We start from the raw sequence: 15007 nt of genomic DNA, 5'->3' as shown, positions 1-15007 counted from the left end.
CAGACGCCGGCGCGGCGATCCTGATTTCAGACCCGCCGATATTGCTTTTCCGGTCGACAGGGTCGAACTTTCGACGGACGCTGTCCGCATTTTCGCGAACCCGGGCTGCATTCGAACATGCCCAGGTCACACACGACCGCGCCCGAAAGCGGGCGGTGCCCTCTTTTGCTCGGGAATGGTGCGGTCGAGAAGACTCGAACTTCCACGGCCTTTCGGCCACAACGACCTCAACGTTGCGCGTCTACCAGTTCCGCCACGACCGCACTCGAAGAACTACCGGTTCACGCCCCGGCAGCTGGTAGGCGAGCGCCCCTAGCAAAGCGTTTCGGGGCTGGCAATGCCCGCATTTGCGAATCAGCTGGCGTTTTCGCCGGCGAAGCTGAGCTCGAGCTGTTTCGAGTTTGCCGGCACGTCGAGCTTCGCGGAGTTGAAGTCGATCGTTCCACCCGGCCCCAGCGTCCGCTGCTCGGGGGTGATCGTCCAGCTGAACACCGTGCGGTTCGAGGCGTCCTTCAGATCGGCGCGGATATCGGGCACGCGCTGGCGGCTGCCAGACGGGTTGATGACGCGACCGCTGATCGCGAACAGCTCGCTGCCATTGGCGAGCTCGCGCCGCTCGATCGGGTTGTTCACCAGCTTCAGCGGGTTTTCCCCGCTGCCCACGGGGATGCCGATGCGCTGGAGCAGCCCTGGCGCGCCGGACCACAGGATCGCGCCGGCAGCGACGACCATGAACACGGCCGCGGCAATCGCGGCGATCGTCCAGAGGCGCGCAGGATTGCGCCGCGCGCGAAACGGCGCGCGGTGGGCGAAGGCGTCATAATCGGCGGCAGCGGGTTCGGCGCCCGCAAACGCGGCAACCTGCGGCGCGGGTGGGATGACCGACGCCGGTCGCGCGTCGGCGCGGGACCCCGCCCGGTCTTCGACCTCCCCCGACGTCGCGGGAGCCGACGGGATCGGTTCAGGTTCGACCGGCGCGTCGATCGGCGCGGAAAAGCCCGCCGGCGTCTGGAACCAGCTATGCTTGCATGTCGCGCAGCGCACCGTGCGCCCGTCCGCACCGATCGCCGTGTCGGGAACGAGATAGCGGGTATGGCACTCCGGGCATTCGAGGATCATGGTCTCGCACGCTTCACGACTGGCCGGGCCAACCCGCTGCGGACCCCCCGCCGCGTAAAACCCGGTTAACCCGCGATTCTAAGCACGCCGCGTGACCCTGTGGCAAGCGTGCCCTCGATCACCACGCTTGAAGCGCGCGCGCCTGTCATGCGATGGCGTGGCGAGGACCGGGGCAAGACCGGGGTCGGGGCGGGGAGCGCAGGCGCGCAGTGGCGAATATCGTGCAGTTCGAAAATGTGGGGCTGCGCTACGACACGGGCGCGGAAACGCTGTCGGATATCTCGTTCACGCTCGCGTCCGGCACCTTCTACTTCCTCACCGGCGCGAGCGGCGCGGGCAAGACTTCGCTGCTGAAGCTCCTCTACCTCGCCCAGCGCCCCAGCCGCGGCATCATCCGGCTCTTCGGCGAGGATGCCGTTCTCCTGCCGCGCAGCCGGCTGCCGGGATTTCGTCGGCGGATCGGCGTTGTCTTCCAGGATTTCCGGCTCGTTCCCCATCTTTCGGTCGCCGACAATGTCGCGCTGCCCTTGCGCGTCGCCGGCATGCCCGAGGCCGATATCGAGGCGCCGGTGCGCGAGATGCTGGCCTGGGTGGGTTTGCGCGACCGTGCGCAGGCGCTTCCGGCGACGCTCTCCGGCGGGGAGCAGCAGCGCGTGGCGATCGCGCGCGCGGTCATCGGCCGGCCCGAAATCCTCGTGGCGGACGAACCGACGGGCAACGTCGATCCGGAAATGGCCGACCGGCTCATGCATCTGTTCGATTCCCTGAACAGCCTGGGCACCACGGTCGTCGTAGCGACCCACGATCTCCACATCATCGGCCGCGTGCCCAATGCGCAGATGATGCGGCTCGACAAGGGGCGCCTGCTCGATCCGACGGGCGCGCTGCGCTTCCCGCCGCGCAGGCTCGACGCATGAGGCGCGCGCGACGCCCCCATGCCGCACGCGTGCTCGATGCCGCCAACGGCGCCGGCGCGATGACCGGGGTGCTGTCGATCATGCTGTTCCTGACGGTGCTCGCCGCCGCGCTGGGTCTGGCGACCTGGGGCGCGACGCGGTCGCTCGACCGGCAACTCGCGGGGCGCATGACAGTGCAGGTTGCGATCGCCGACCCGGCGCAGCGCGATGCCGCGGCCGCGCGCGCCACGGCATTGCTGCGGGCGAGCCGCGACGTCGCCGCGGTCCGCCCGGTCGATCGCGCTGCGCTCGCGCGCCTGCTGTCGCCGTGGCTGGGCAGTGACGGCGCCGATCCCGAATTGCCGATGCCCGCACTGATCGACGTCGATCTCGCCGATCCGTCCGATGCCACACTGACCCGCGTCCGCTCCGCGCTCGCCCGCGCGGTGCCCGCCGCGCGGATCGACGCGCACGAGGCGTGGATGTCACCGGTCAGCGGATTGATGCGCTTCGTCACCCTGCTCGCCGTCGCGCTCGTGCTGCTGATGGCGGGCGCGACTGCCGCGGTCGTCGTGCTGGCGACACGCGCCGGACTCGAGGCGCACCGCCCGACGATCGAGGTCATGCATATGCTCGGCTCCACCGACGTGCAGGTCGCGCGACTGTTCCAGCGGCGCATCGCGCGCGACGCGCTGGTCGGTGGCGCGATCGGCGGGGCGACCGCGATCCTGGTCGTCGTCGTTCTCGGCATCAAGCTCGGCGATGTCGGATCGGACCTGCTGTCGGCAGCGACGCTCGGCGGCGCGGGATGGGTCGCGCTGGCCCTGCTGCCCCTGCTCTTCGTCGGGCTCGCGGCCTTGTCGGCGCGGATCGCGGTGACTGCGGTGCTGAGGCGCACGCTGTGATCGTGCGCACCATCGGCGTCGTCCTGCTGGCCTGGGCGCTCGGCTTTGCCGCGTTCATGCTGACTCTGCCGAAGCCGGACGACACGACCGTCACCGACGCGGTCGTCGTGCCGACGGGCGGCGCGGGGCGGATCGACCGCGGGATCGCGATGATCCAGGCGAAGAAGGCGAAGCGCATGCTCGTCACCGGTGTCGGCCCCGGCGTCCGTCCGATCGACCTCGCGCTCGCCTACAAGGTGCGGCCGGCGATCTTCGCGTGTTGCATCGATCTGGGCGCGGAAGCGGTCGATACGCGGTCCAATGCCGAGGAAACCGCCCGCTGGGTCCACGACCACGGTTTCACCTCGGTTCGCCTCGTCACGTCGGACTGGCACATGGCGCGCGCGAAGATGGAACTCCAGTCGGCGCTGAAGGATATAGTGATCGTGAAAGACGGGGTGGCGAGCGAGCCGCGGCTGGCGCTGCTCATCAACGAATATAACAAGCTGCTGCTGCGCCGCGTCGCGCTGTGGCTCGGGATCGGCCTGTAGGATGGATGGTGCGATCGCGTGGGTCCGCACGCTGGCGTTCCGCATCGTCTTCTACGGCCTGTCGGTCCCGATCGTGGGAACCGTGCCCATTTCCGCGCTGTTCGGGCAAAAGGCGATCATCGCGCACGCGACCTTCTGGACGCGTTTCCACCGCTGGGCGGCACGCTGGCTGCTGGGTATCCGCATCCGGATCGAGGGGGAGCGGCCGGAAGGTCCGGCGCTGTACGCGTCGAAGCACCAGGCGATGTTCGAGACGCTGGAATTGCAGGCGCTGCTCGACGGACCGGCGATGGTCCTGAAGCAGGAGCTGGCTGACATTCCGGTGTGGGGCTGGGCGGCGCGGCGCTACGGCGCGCTGGTCATCGACCGCGACGCGTCGGCGACCGCGCTGCGCCAGATGATGCGCGAGGGCAAGGCGGCGAAGGCACAGGGGCGGTCGGTGCTGATCTTTCCCGAGGGCACCCGCGTGCGTCCGGGCGAGCAGCCGCCGCTCAAGTCGGGCTTCGCAGGGCTGTACCGGACGCTCGGAATGCCGACCGTGCCCGTCGCGTGCGACACCGGCGTGCTCTGGCCGAAAAAGGGCGCCAAGCACGCAGGCGTAATCACCTTTCGCTTCGGTGACGTCATTCCACCGGGCCTGCCGCGCGAGGAGATCGACGCGCGCGTGCATGCGGCGATCAACGTGCTCGATCGGTGAGATAACCGCCCCCAAAGTCCTCCCCTGCAAGGGGAGGGGGACCAGCGAAGCTGGTGGAGGGGTATCGCGCTATCGAGAGGGTGTTACCCCTCCGTCATCGCTGCGCGATGCCACCTCCCCTTCCAGGGGAGGATCGGGCGATCGCTAAAGGCTATTCGTGCGTCCGCCCGAAATCCGGTGCGGCGTCGTCCTGCCCCTGCTCGACAATCCCGCGGCGGATCGCGCGGGTCTGGGTGAAGTGACGGAACAGCGCGTCGCCATCGCCCCAACGGATCGCGCGCTGGAGTTGCGACAGGTCTTCGGAGAAACGCTGGAGCATCTCGAGCACCGCCTCGCGGTTCGACAGGAACACGTCGCGCCACATCGTCGGATCGGATGCGGCGATGCGGGTGAAGTCGCGAAAGCCGCCGGCGGAGAATTTGATGACTTCGCTCTGCGTCACTTCCTCGAGGTCGCTGGCGGTGCCGACGATCGTATAGGCGATGAGGTGGGGCAGGTGGCTGGTCACCGCGAGGACGCGGTCGTGATGATCGGGCGCCATCGTCTCGACCTCCGCGCCGAGCGAGCGCCAGAATGCCTCGACCCTGGCGACGGCGCCCGCATCGGCCCCCTCGGGCGGGGTGACGATGCACCAGCGGCGGTGGAAGAGCGTCGCGAATCCGGCCTCCGGGCCGCTCTGCTCGGTGCCCGCGACGGGATGCGCGGGGACGACCTCGACCCCCGGCAGTGCGGCGCGCAGCGCGTCGGCGACCGACGCCTTGCAGCTGCCGACATCGCTGACGACCGCGTGCGCAGGCAGATGATCCGCAAGCGACGCCGCTGCGGCGCCCATCGCGCCCACCGGCACGCACAGGATGACGAGATCGGCTGCTGCAACCGCTTCCCCCGCGCTCTCGGCCACTGCGTCGCACAGCGCGATCCGCCGCGCGGTTTCGCGCACGCCCGCATCGGCATCGAACCCGGTGACCCGCACGTCCGGCGTCGCCGCCTTCACCGCGCGCGCGATCGAGGAGCCGATCAGCCCAAGCCCGATGACCGCAACCTGCGCGAAGGGCGGCGTCACCCCGCCTGCTCGACCAAGGTGCGCAGCGCCGCCGCGACGCCGCGCGTTTCCGCTTCGGTGCCGATCGTGATGCGCAGCCCCTGCGCCAGGCCCTGCCCCGGCAGCCAGCGGACGATATAGCCGGCGTCCATCAGGCCCTTATAGGCCGTCTCGGCGGTCAGCGTGCCCTCGAACACCACGAGCACGAAGTTCGCCTGGCTGGGGATCGCGCGCAGCCCGCCATTGCCCAGCTTCGCGATCTCGTCCACGAACCACGCGCGCCACGTCGCGTTGTGATCGCGGGTGTGGGCGACGAAAGCGTCGTCAACCAGTGCCGCGACCGCCGCGCGCTGCCCCGCGATCGTGATGCTGAACGGCAGGCGGATGCGGTGCATCGCCTGGATGATGTCGACGTGCGCATAGCCCCAGCCGATGCGCTCCGCGGCAAGTCCGTGGATCTTGGAGAAGGTGCGCGTGACGAGGACGTTCGTCGCGGTCTTCGCCAGGTCCATCCCGCCATCGTCGTCCGCCGCGCCCAGATATTCGGCATAAGCCTGATCGAGGACGAGCAGGACGTGCGCCGGCAGGCCTGCATGCAGACGCGCGATCTCGGCGCGCGGCGCAAAGGTGCCGGTCGGGTTGTTGGGGTTTGCGATGAAGACGATGCGCGTCCTGTCGGTGACGCTGGCGAGCACCGAATCGACGTCGGTCGCATAATCCGCGTCCGGCGCGATGACGGGCACGGCGCCGACGCGTCGCGTCGCGATCTCGTACACCGCAAAGCCGTATTTCACGAAGATGATCTCGTCGCCCGCCCCGGCATAGGCACCAGCCGCGAGGTGCAGGACCTCGTCCGAGCCGTTGCCGTAGATAATCCGCGCCGGATCGAGATCGTATTTCGCCGCGATTGCCTCGCGCACGATCGCGCCGGAGGCATCGGGATAGCGCTCCAGCTCGTTCGCGGCCGAGGCGAACGCTTCGCGCGCGCGGGGCGAGGTGCCGAGCGGATTCTCGTTCGACGAGAGCTTGGCGACCTTGCGGCCGTCATCGGTGGTGGATCGGCCCGGAATATAGGGCGCGATGTCCATGATCCATTTCTTGGGCTGCGGTGCGTTCATCCCCGCGCCTTAGCTTCCCTCGTCCGTCGCTGTCGAGCGATGCCGTCCATGCCGGCACGGTTGTGGAGCAAGACCAACCTCGCTAGCCCGCGATCATGTCCGACAACCAGCGTTTCGGCCCTGCCCGCCACGTCGTCCTGCCCGGGCCGTTCGCGCTCGATGGCGGGGGCAGCCTCGCGCAGCTGGAAATCGGTTACGAAACCTATGGCACGCTGGGTGCGGACGGCGGCAACGCGATCCTCATCTGCCACGCGCTGACCGGCGATCAGCATGTTGCCTCCGCGCATCCGCGCACCGGCAAGCCGGGCTGGTGGACGCGGATGGTCGGCGAAGGCAAGCCGATCGACCCCGCGCGGCATTTCATCGTGTGCGCAAATGTCATCGGCAGCTGCATGGGATCGTCCGGCCCCGCCTCGATCGATCCGGCGACGGGCAAGCCCTATGCCATGACCTTCCCGGTCATCACCATCCGCGACATGGTGCGCGCGCAGGCGGCGTTGCTCGACCATCTCGGCGTCCGGATGCTCCGCGCGGTCGTCGGCGGATCGATGGGGGGCATGCAGGCGCTCAGCTGGCCGGCGACCTTTCCCGACCGCGTGCGTGCCGCGGTCGTCATCGCCTCGACCGCGCGCCACACCGCGCAGAACATCGCGTTCCACGAAGTCGGGCGGCAGGCGGTCATGGCCGATCCTCAGTGGCGCGGCGGCGACTATTACGCCGGTGAGGCGCCGACCGCGGGCCTCGCCGTCGCACGGATGGCGGCACACATCACCTATCTGTCGGAGGCCGGGCTGACCGAGAAGTTCGGTCGCCGCCTGCAGGCGCGGCACGCCAAGACCTTCGGCTTCGACGCCGACTTCCAGGTCGAAAGCTATCTGCGGCACCAGGGGCTGACCTTCACCGATCGGTTCGACGCCAACAGCTATCTCTATATCACCCGCGCGATGGATTATTTCGATCTCGCCGAAGAACATGGCGGGCACCTCGCCAACGCCTTTCGCGCCACGAAGGCACGCTTCTGCCTCGTCAGCTTCGATACCGACTGGCTCTACCCGACCGCAGAATCGCGCGTGATCGTCCAGGCGCTCAACGCCGCCGGCGCGCCCGTGAGTTTCGTCGAACTCTCGAGCCCTTACGGACACGATGCCTTCCTGCTCGACGCACCGGAGATGAACCGGGTCGTCGATGGCTTTCTGAGGGCATCGGCATGATCGCGCTCGACGACGACAAGGCGAGGCTCGATATCGCGCGCATTCATGGCTGGCTGGCGTCGAGCTATTGGTCACCCGGCATCGAGCGATCCCTGGTGGAGCGCGCGATCGCGGGGTCGCACGCCTTGGGCGCCTATCGGGACGGAACGCAGGTCGGTTTCGCCCGCGCGATCACCGATCACGCGACCTTTGCCTGGATCGCCGATGTCTGGATCGACGAAAGCGCGCGTGGACAGGGGTTGGGACGGCGGATGGTTCGCTGGTTCGTCGATCACCCCGCCTTTGCCGACATTCGCCGCTTCGGCCTCGTCACCGCCGACGCGCACGGCGTCTATGCCGCGCTCGGCTTCCACGCGCTGCTGCGGCCCGAACGCTATATGGAGCGTCTGACTCCAGACGCGGCGGCGAGGCTGAGGGCAGCGCCGTGACGCTGCGTGCCGATCTGGCGATCATCGCCGATCACGTGGCCCGCGGTTCGCGCGTGCTCGATATCGGCTGCGGCGACGGCGCGCTGATGGCTGCGTTGCGCGATGAAAAGGGCGTCGATGCCCGCGGGCTCGAGATCGATCCCGGCAACGTCGCGACGGCGGTGGCGCGCGGGCTCTCCGTCATCCAGGGGGACGCCGACACCGATCTGGCGGCCTATCCCGATGCGAGCTTCGACTATGCGATTCTCAGCCAGACGCTCCAGACGTGCCGCGCCCCTGACAAGGTGCTGACTGAGCTGCTGCGGATCGGGCGCCGCGCCTTCGTCAGCTTTCCCAATTTCGCGCACTGGCGGGTGCGTGCCTCGCTGCTGTGGGGCGGGCGGATGCCGGTGACGAAGCTGCTGCCCGAGCAGTGGTTCGACACGCCCAACATCCACCATGTGACGATCGACGACTTCCGCGCCTTCCTGCGCGAGCGGTCGATCACCGTCGAGGACGCGTGGTTCTTGTCGCGCGGCTACCCCACGCGCTCAGCGGCGGCCAATTTTCGCGCCGAGCATGCGGTTTTCTTGCTGGCTGCCCCGACTTTGTCCTTCGATCGAAAGTAAATGACGCATCGCAGCGCGATTTCGGGGCCGCAGCGGAACCATGCACTATGACGCGTGTTTGCTAACCCCGAACCTTGAACGGCAGACGACGGATGATCGACACCGCCCTCATCGTCGAAGACGAGATTTTCGTCGCGCTCGACATAGAACGGATCCTGACGGAGGCCGGCTTTCGCGTCGCGGGTATTGCGGCCGATACGCCGACGGCGCTTGCGGCGGCTGCAGGGTGCACCTTTGCGTTCGTGGATATCAATTTGCGTGACGGCGCGACGGGATCGGATATCGCGCGCACGCTTACCGCGTCGGGCATCCGTGTCATCTACGTAACCGCCAATCCTGCGCAGATCACCTATCCCGATGCGATCGGTTATGTGCGCAAGCCCTTCGGCGAAACGGCAATTCGCGCAGCGGCCGATCTCGCGACCGGCCGCATTCCTCATGATGCCGCCAATGACGACGTGGTGCGACTCAGTTCGCGGGCTGGCGGGTAAGCGCCGACAGCGGCACGGCTATTTCCAGCGCAAGCCCGTCCGGGTCCCATGACCGGGTCACCGTGCCGCCCATCTGGCGAACGGCGCTCATTTCGATCAACTGGCTGCCAAATCCGCCCGCGCCCGAGGGAGCACTGACGGCGGGGCCGGCATATTCGCGCCAGCCCAGACGTGCGACCACGCCGTCGCTGTCGATCGATACGACCACATGCCCTTCGTCGTTGGATAGCGCGCCATATTTGGTCGCGTTGGTGGCGAGCTCGTGGAACAGGAGCGCCAGCGGCGTCGCCGAACGATCGTCGATCGACAGATCGCCGCCTTGGACGCGGATACGATCGTCCCCCGCCTGCTGATAGGGCGAGAACAGTTCGGCCATCAGGCCCTTGAGGCTGTCCTGCTGCGCGGAGGGTCGTGATTGCGCGCTGTGCGGCCGGACGAAGTCATGCGCGCGGCCGAGTGCCGTCACCCGTTCGCGAAGATCGGTTGCGACGGGCGCGAATTCCGGTCTCGCGCGCGCCGCGAAGGCGATCAGCCCCGATACCACCGCGAAGATATTCTTGATGCGGTGGCTCAGCTCCTGGCTGATGATCTCGCGCTCCTCGAGTGCGAGTTTCTGCTCGTGAATATCGGTGCACGTCCCGAACCAGCGCGTGATCGCCCCCGTGTCGGGGTCGCGGATCGGCAGGGCACGGCCCAGCACCCAGCGATAGGTGCCGTCACGGTGACGCAGGCGATATTCGATCGCATAGGGATCGCCGCTTTCCAGGCTGTGCCGCCAGCGCGCCCATGCCCGGTCCTGATCTTCAGGGTGGAACATGCCGTTCCATCCCTCGCCATCGGTCGTGCCCTGGGGGACACCGGTAAACTCGTACCAGCGCGCATTGTAATAATCGTGGAAGCCGTCTGGCAGCGTCGACCACACCATTTGCGGCATGGTGTCGGCAAGGATGCGGAAGCGCAGCGCGCTGTCCGCGATCGCGGCCTGCGCCTCGTTCTGCTCCGCCGAGCGCTCCAGCGACACACGGCGATCGCCGAGCCGCGCCATGGCGAGATCGGCGAGCAGCCTCAGCCCCTCGCGCTGAAACGCGGTCAATCCCGCCGGACGCGGCGCCGTATCGAGGATACACACCGTGCCGAGCGCGATCCCCTCCGGCGAGATCAGCGGCATGCCCGCATAGAAGCGGACGTTCAGATCGCCGGTGACATAGGGGTTGTCGATGAAGCGCGGGTCTTCGGTCGCGTCGCACACCTCCATATAGTCGCCGCTTGCGAGCGCGAACTGGCAGAAGGAATGTCGCGTTTCGGTACGATCGACATCCACTCCGTTCCTGGCGAGGAAATACTGTGTCGCCCCGTCGATCCAGGTAACGATCGCGACCGGCGCCTCGCACAATTGCGCGGCGAACCGTACCACCTCGTCGAGCGCGCCGTGACTGACACCACCGCGCGCATCGTACGCCGCGATGACCTCGGCGCGCGCTTCGTCTGCACCGCAGACGGAGGACATGGGGACGGTGCCCTTCAAGACGTCGATGTCGGCCGTGGGACGAGCCTTCAGAACGGCACGTCGTCGTCGAGGTCGTCGGCAAAGCCGCCGCCCTGGCCGAAGCTCGATCCGCGTGCGCCCCCGCCCGACGAAGCGCCGCCGCGGCTGCCGCCAGAACCACCACCGAAATCGTCGCTGCCGCCGGCCCAGTCGTCACCGCCACGACTGCCGCCGCCGCTACCGCCCTGACCGCCACCAGTGCCGTCGAGCATCGTCAGCACGCTGTTGAAGCCCTGCAGCACGATCTCGGTCGAATAGCGGTCCTGCCCCTGCTGGTCCTGCCATTTGCGGGTCTGGAGCTGGCCCTCGATATAGACCTTCGATCCTTTGCGCAGGAACCGCTCCGCAACGCCCGCCAGGCCTTCGTTGAAGATCGCGACCGAATGCCATTCGGTCTTTTCCTTGCGCTCGCCCGAATTGCGGTCCTTCCAGCTTTCCGACGTCGCGATGCGCAGGTTCACAACCTTGCCGCCGTTCTGGAACGACCGCGATTCGGGATCGCGCCCCAGATTGCCCACCAGAATGACCTTGTTGACGCTGCCTGCCATTGTCCGCCCTAGAGTCTACAGGCCGGCAAACGTCGCCAGCCAGAAAGTGATCCCCGCCATGATGTAGGCGGTCGCGAAAAGATACCCTAGCATGAAGGCCGGCCACTTCCAGCCGTTCGTCTCCCGCCGCGTCACCGCGATCGTCGAGATGCACTGCGGCGCGAAGACGAACCACATCAGAAAGGCGAGCGCGGTGGGCAGGCTCCAGCGGGCGCGCAGGCTCTGGACGAGGCTTCGCTCGCCCGCCGCATCCTCGACATTGTCGACCGCATAGACCGTGCCGATCGCCGCGACCGCAACCTCGCGCGCCGCCATCGCCGGGATGAGCGCGAGCGCAATATCGCGGTTGAAGCCGATCGGCCTGACGACGACCTCGACCCCGTTCGCGATCCGGCCGGCGATCGAGTAATCGACCTGGCTTTTCCCGGCGGGTGCCTGCGGGAAGGAGAGCAGCGCCCAGAGCACCACCGTCGTCAGCGCGATGATCGTGCCGGCGCGCTTCAGGAAAATCCACGCCCGCTGCCACAGCCCGATCAGCACGTCGCGCAGCCGCGGCCACTGATATTTGGGCATCTCCATGAGAAAGCCCGAGGACGACCCCTTGGTCACCGTATGCCTGAGCGCCAGCGCCGCGACGAACGCGCCGACAATGCCCATGATGTAGAGCCCGAAGAGCACCAGCCCCTTCAAGCCGACAAAGGGCAGCACCGCGCGATCGGGGATGAATGCGCCGATGATTATGGTATAGACGGGCAGCCGCGCGGAACAGGTCATCAGCGGCGCGATGAGGATCGTCGTCAGCCGATCCTTCTCGTCGTCGATCGTCCGCGTCGCCATGATGCCGGGCACCGCGCAGGCGAAGCTCGACAGCAGCGGGATGAACGCGCGCCCGGACAGCCCGACGCGGCTCATCAGCCGGTCCATCAGGAACGCCGCGCGAACCATGTACCCCGACGCCTCGAGGATCAGGATGAAGGCGAAGAGGATCAGTATCTGCGGCAGGAAGACGACGACTGCACCGACCCCCGCGATGACGCCGTCTGTGATGAGGCTGCGCAGGATGCCGTCTGGCATCGCGCCCTTCACCGCGCCGTCGATCGCCGCGAAGGCCGATTCGATCCATCCGATCGGCACTTCGGACCAGGCGAAGACTGCCTGGAACATCACGAAGAGCAGCGCCGCAAGGAGTATGGGTCCGCTGACCGGATGCAGCGCGACCGCGTCGAGCAGATGGGTCCAGCGGCGCACCGGCGTCTCGCTGACCGTCGCGGCCGCCGCGATGTGGCGCGCCTTGCGCTGGAGGGCGGCGATATCGTCGTCGATTGCGCCGTTGGACGCACGCAGCCGCACCGCCACGCCGCCGCCGACGAGCCGCGCGATCTCGGTCCTGAGGAGATCGAGCCCACGGCGGCGCACCGCGACGGTCGGGACGACGGGCACGCCCAGTTCCTTCGCCAGGATCGCAGGGTCGAGCGTCAGGCCATCGCGTTCCGCCAGGTCGATCATGTTCAGCGCGACGACGATCGGCAGGCCGAGCGCGATCAGCTGGAGCGTGAAGCGCAGATGATTGTCGAGATTGGCGGCGTCGATCACCACGACGAGCGCGTCGGGCAGTCGCTCGCCCGTCTGCCGCCCCGTCACCACGTCGCGCGTCACGCGTTCGTCGGGGCTCGCGGGATCTAGACTATACGCACCGGGAAGATCGACCAGCTCGACCGGGCGTCCGTCGTCGAGCGCGAGGCGCCCCGAATGCCGTTCGACGGTCACGCCGGGATAGTTGCCGACCTTCTGCCTGGCGCCGGTCAGCGCGTTGAACAGCGCGCTCTTGCCGGCATTGGGGTTGCCGACGAGCGCCACGAGCGGCGCTGCGTTCACCTCAGCCGGCGAGCGATACATGGATGGAGCGGGCGACCACGCGGCGCAGCGCGACCGTCATCCGCCCGATCCGGCAGGCAATCGGTCCCTGGCCTAGCGTCGCGCGGTGCAGGACTTCCACCCCGACGCCTTCGTCGAAGCCAAGCTCGCGCAGGCGGCGAGCCTCGGCGACAGCCAGATGCGACCAGTCGATCGTCGCGACGGTGGCGCGCTGGCGCCTGGGCAGCGACTCAAGGCTTAAGGCCGGGATCATGGGGGAGGACATATCCACGCTGCGAGTGATTATCAATAACGGCAGCGCGTGGAAAGGAAATATTGCGGGGGTCAGGCAACCGGGTAGCGAAGCCGGCCGATGAACCGCGAAAGGCTGGGCCGGTGGGCAGCGCGCTTCAGCATCCCCGCCTTCGTCTTTTCGAAGCGCATGATCCCGTCGATCCGGCGCTGCAGGAAGGCACGGGTATCGGCGAAACCGGCGCTTTCGTCGTCCAGAAAGACCGTGACCGTCGCGCCGTAGACACCGAGCAGAATGGTGCGCTTCGTATAGTGGTTGTAGTCCGTCGCGGTGTCGCCGGCGCGTCGCCACATAAGATCGACAGTGCGCCAGCCGAGCTTCGCGCCGCGCGCGAGGTTCTGCGGCATGGCAAGAATCGCGAGCGCCCGGCGAAGCGAGTCGCGATTGCCCGCCACCGCCTCCAGCCGCGCCTCGATCTGCCGCGCGATCTTCTCGCGAACCTTGAGCGTCGCCATCACCGGGTCCGGAACCGCCTGCGCCATCCGCGCATCGACCTGCGCGAACCACGCGTCGATCATGTCCACGGCGCCGCCGGGAAAGGCGATCCGCGCGATATCGCGGTCAATGCCGGCCGCGTCCGCCGCCATGTCGCGCGCCGCGTCACCCCAGCCATCGAAGGCGGCGTTGGCTGCGATATCGTCGGCGAGCCGCGCGCGGACTTCGTCGAGCGTCAGGTCTTGCGCGTCCATCATGCGGGCTCCTCGCGCCCAAGATCGTCGGCGGGGACCGGCTTGGCAACCCCGCTCGCGCGACGGACGAGAACGAGGGCGACGGCGACCATCGCCAGCCCGACGAAATCGGGCGCGCCCAGCCGTTCGTCATAGGCGATCCAGCCGATTATCCCCGCGACCGCCGGCTGGAGGAGCAGCGCGATCCCGACCACGAGCGGCGACAGCTTGCCGAGCGCGTAGATCATCAGTCCCTGTCCGATGATCTGGCTGACCAGGGCCAGCAGGATGAGCGGCCCCCAGGCCTGCGGCAGGATGCGCTCGCCCAGCAGCAACGCCACCAGCAGCAGCGGCACGATCGACGCCATCGTGGCCAGCGCGAGCGACGAGAGCGGCGCCATGACGGTGCGCGCGCGCGCCATGAGGATGAAATAGCCGGTGTAAAGCACACCCGCGAGCAGGCAGAGCAGATCGCCGACGAGATGCCGTGGATCGAGCTGATAGGATCGCCCCATCAACAGCGCAGCCCCAACGGCAGCGAGCGCCAGCGCAAAGGCCTGCATCCGCGTCGGCCACACGCGTGCGACGAGGAATCCGTAGATCGGAAAGATCAGCGTCGCCGAATTGCCGAACAGCGTTGCGTTGGCGAGGGTCGTCTTGTGGATGCCGACGTGCCAGCTGCCAAGATCGGCCGCAAAGGCCAGCCCGGCAAGCGCCAGTACACCCCAGAGCGCCGGCGACAATCGCTGTGGACGCCCTCCCGTGGCGAGCGCGGCCAGTGCGAGGACGGGCGCGGCGAGCGTGATTCTCCAGAACGCGGCCGCGACCGGCCCGGTATCGGCCAACCGCACGAACCACGGCCCGAAGGCAAGCGCGACATTCGCCAGCACGAGCGCCACAAATGCCACCGCGGGGGCGGGCGCAGGGGCAGTCACGGCCGGCGGCGTGCTTTCGGGCGCGATAGCAATTCTTTTCGGAGACTGGCCGTGCATGGCGCCCCCTAACGCCCTATCTGGCCCAAGTCAGGTAGCAA

17 protein-coding genes and 1 tRNA gene are annotated in these 15007 nt (G+C 67.8%); 8 read left to right on the top strand and 10 right to left on the bottom strand.

All coding sequences use genetic code 11. The annotated features are described in order from the left end of the window. Positions 1–176: 176 nt before the first annotated feature. Positions 177–263, bottom strand: a tRNA-Leu gene (locus BOS5A_RS03685). A 91-nt stretch (positions 264–354) separates the two neighbouring features. Then, complete coding sequence (locus BOS5A_RS03680; protein ID WP_151953846.1) at positions 355–1119, bottom strand: MJ0042-type zinc finger domain-containing protein; 765 nt, start codon at positions 1117–1119, stop codon at positions 355–357. 209 nt (positions 1120–1328) lie between these two features. Here BOS5A_RS03680 and ftsE point away from each other — a divergent pair, with 209 nt between their 5' ends. Genes ftsE through BOS5A_RS03660 form a run of 4 tightly spaced genes read left to right on the top strand, consistent with a single transcriptional unit; the run spans position 1329 to position 4147 of the window. Further along, positions 1329–2036 carry a cell division ATP-binding protein FtsE gene (gene ftsE, locus BOS5A_RS03675; protein WP_151953845.1) on the top strand — a complete coding sequence of 236 codons (708 nt, stop codon included), beginning with the start codon at positions 1329–1331 and terminating at the stop codon, positions 2034–2036. Beyond that, positions 2033–2920, top strand: a complete 888-nt coding sequence (locus BOS5A_RS03670) for a cell division protein FtsX (RefSeq protein WP_151953844.1) — start codon at positions 2033–2035, stop codon at positions 2918–2920. The genes ftsE and BOS5A_RS03670 overlap by 4 nt, the downstream gene beginning before the upstream one ends. After that, entirely contained in the window at positions 2917–3450 is a 534-nt protein-coding gene (locus tag BOS5A_RS03665) for a YdcF family protein (protein WP_151953843.1), read from the top strand. The genes BOS5A_RS03670 and BOS5A_RS03665 overlap by 4 nt, the downstream gene beginning before the upstream one ends. A gap of 1 nt (position 3451) precedes the next feature. Continuing rightward, positions 3452–4147, top strand: coding sequence for a lysophospholipid acyltransferase family protein (locus tag BOS5A_RS03660; protein WP_234419186.1), 696 nt, complete (start codon positions 3452–3454; stop codon positions 4145–4147). 151 nt (positions 4148–4298) lie between these two features. On the opposite strand, the gene BOS5A_RS03655 is transcribed toward BOS5A_RS03660, so the two are convergent. Both BOS5A_RS03655 and hisC read right to left on the bottom strand, forming a co-directional pair. After that, entirely contained in the window at positions 4299–5210 is a 912-nt protein-coding gene (locus BOS5A_RS03655; protein ID WP_151953842.1) for a prephenate/arogenate dehydrogenase family protein, read from the bottom strand. Beyond that, positions 5207–6307 carry a histidinol-phosphate transaminase gene (gene hisC, locus BOS5A_RS03650; protein ID WP_151953841.1) on the bottom strand — a complete coding sequence of 367 codons (1101 nt, stop codon included), beginning with the start codon at positions 6305–6307 and terminating at the stop codon, positions 5207–5209. Before hisC ends, BOS5A_RS03655 begins: the two co-directional genes overlap by 4 nt. Positions 6308–6402: 95 nt before the next feature. Here hisC and metX point away from each other — a divergent pair, with 95 nt between their 5' ends. The 4 genes from metX (at position 6403) to BOS5A_RS03635 (ending at position 9045) form a co-directional block, all read left to right on the top strand. After that, complete coding sequence (gene metX, locus BOS5A_RS03645; protein WP_151953840.1) at positions 6403–7518, top strand: homoserine O-acetyltransferase MetX; 1116 nt, start codon at positions 6403–6405, stop codon at positions 7516–7518. After that, on the top strand, positions 7515–7946 hold the full coding sequence (locus BOS5A_RS16100; protein WP_151953839.1) for a GNAT family N-acetyltransferase: 432 nt from the start codon (positions 7515–7517) through the stop codon (positions 7944–7946). The genes metX and BOS5A_RS16100 overlap by 4 nt, the downstream gene beginning before the upstream one ends. Next, positions 7943–8554: a methionine biosynthesis protein MetW gene (gene metW / locus BOS5A_RS03640; protein WP_234419185.1), complete on the top strand. Its 612-nt coding sequence runs from the start codon at positions 7943–7945 to the stop codon at positions 8552–8554. Before BOS5A_RS16100 ends, metW begins: the two co-directional genes overlap by 4 nt. 92 nt (positions 8555–8646) lie before the next feature. Next, positions 8647–9045, top strand: coding sequence for a response regulator (locus tag BOS5A_RS03635; RefSeq protein WP_151953838.1), 399 nt, complete (start codon positions 8647–8649; stop codon positions 9043–9045). Here the strand turns inward: BOS5A_RS03635 and BOS5A_RS03630 are convergent. The 6 genes from BOS5A_RS03630 to BOS5A_RS03605 all read right to left on the bottom strand — a co-directional run bounded on the left by BOS5A_RS03630 (position 9023) and on the right by BOS5A_RS03605 (position 14966). Beyond that, complete coding sequence (locus BOS5A_RS03630) at positions 9023–10552, bottom strand: sensor histidine kinase (protein WP_151953837.1); 1530 nt, start codon at positions 10550–10552, stop codon at positions 9023–9025. The genes BOS5A_RS03635 and BOS5A_RS03630 overlap by 23 nt on opposite strands. Positions 10553–10599: 47 nt before the next feature. Beyond that, a complete protein-coding gene (ssb, locus tag BOS5A_RS03625; protein WP_151953836.1) occupies positions 10600–11139 on the bottom strand; it encodes a single-stranded DNA-binding protein in 540 nt (179 codons plus the stop codon). A gap of 15 nt (positions 11140–11154) precedes the next feature. Then, positions 11155–13014, bottom strand: coding sequence for a ferrous iron transporter B (feoB, locus tag BOS5A_RS03620; RefSeq protein WP_199857190.1), 1860 nt, complete (start codon positions 13012–13014; stop codon positions 11155–11157). A gap of 1 nt (position 13015) precedes the next feature. Further along, on the bottom strand, positions 13016–13267 hold the full coding sequence (locus BOS5A_RS03615) for a FeoA family protein (RefSeq protein ID WP_199857189.1): 252 nt from the start codon (positions 13265–13267) through the stop codon (positions 13016–13018). Positions 13268–13338: 71 nt separating this feature from the next. Beyond that, complete coding sequence (locus BOS5A_RS03610) at positions 13339–13995, bottom strand: COQ9 family protein (protein WP_151954486.1); 657 nt, start codon at positions 13993–13995, stop codon at positions 13339–13341. Continuing rightward, positions 13995–14966: a DMT family transporter gene (locus BOS5A_RS03605; RefSeq protein ID WP_151953834.1), complete on the bottom strand. Its 972-nt coding sequence runs from the start codon at positions 14964–14966 to the stop codon at positions 13995–13997. The genes BOS5A_RS03610 and BOS5A_RS03605 overlap by 1 nt, the downstream gene beginning before the upstream one ends. Positions 14967–15007 lie beyond the last annotated feature (41 nt).

Origin of the sequence: Sphingomonas sp. EC-HK361 (assembly GCF_902498785.1) — a bacterium.
In the GTDB taxonomy this organism is placed as follows: domain Bacteria; phylum Pseudomonadota; class Alphaproteobacteria; order Sphingomonadales; family Sphingomonadaceae; genus Sphingomonas.
This window is presented reverse-complemented; position numbering and strand designations above follow the sequence as displayed.

What these genes read in the sequence shown, in the direction of transcription:
- BOS5A_RS03680 (WP_151953846.1), bottom strand. Translation starts at nt 1,119, where the DNA reads ATGATCCTCGAATGCCCGGAGTGCCATACCCGCTATCTCGTTCCCGAC.
- BOS5A_RS03670 (WP_151953844.1), top strand. Translation starts at nt 2,033, where the DNA reads ATGAGGCGCGCGCGACGCCCCCATGCCGCACGCGTGCTCGATGCCGCC.
- BOS5A_RS03660 (WP_234419186.1), top strand. Translation starts at nt 3,452, where the DNA reads ATGGATGGTGCGATCGCGTGGGTCCGCACGCTGGCGTTCCGCATCGTC.
- hisC (WP_151953841.1), bottom strand. Translation starts at nt 6,307, where the DNA reads ATGAACGCACCGCAGCCCAAGAAATGGATCATGGACATCGCGCCCTAT.
- metX (WP_151953840.1), top strand. Translation starts at nt 6,403, where the DNA reads ATGTCCGACAACCAGCGTTTCGGCCCTGCCCGCCACGTCGTCCTGCCC.
- BOS5A_RS16100 (WP_151953839.1), top strand. Translation starts at nt 7,515, where the DNA reads ATGATCGCGCTCGACGACGACAAGGCGAGGCTCGATATCGCGCGCATT.
- BOS5A_RS03635 (WP_151953838.1), top strand. Translation starts at nt 8,647, where the DNA reads ATGATCGACACCGCCCTCATCGTCGAAGACGAGATTTTCGTCGCGCTC.
- BOS5A_RS03630 (WP_151953837.1), bottom strand. Translation starts at nt 10,552, where the DNA reads ATGTCCTCCGTCTGCGGTGCAGACGAAGCGCGCGCCGAGGTCATCGCG.
- ssb (WP_151953836.1), bottom strand. Translation starts at nt 11,139, where the DNA reads ATGGCAGGCAGCGTCAACAAGGTCATTCTGGTGGGCAATCTGGGGCGC.
- BOS5A_RS03615 (WP_199857189.1), bottom strand. Translation starts at nt 13,267, where the DNA reads ATGATCCCGGCCTTAAGCCTTGAGTCGCTGCCCAGGCGCCAGCGCGCC.
- BOS5A_RS03610 (WP_151954486.1), bottom strand. Translation starts at nt 13,995, where the DNA reads ATGGACGCGCAAGACCTGACGCTCGACGAAGTCCGCGCGCGGCTCGCC.
- BOS5A_RS03605 (WP_151953834.1), bottom strand. Translation starts at nt 14,966, where the DNA reads ATGCACGGCCAGTCTCCGAAAAGAATTGCTATCGCGCCCGAAAGCACG.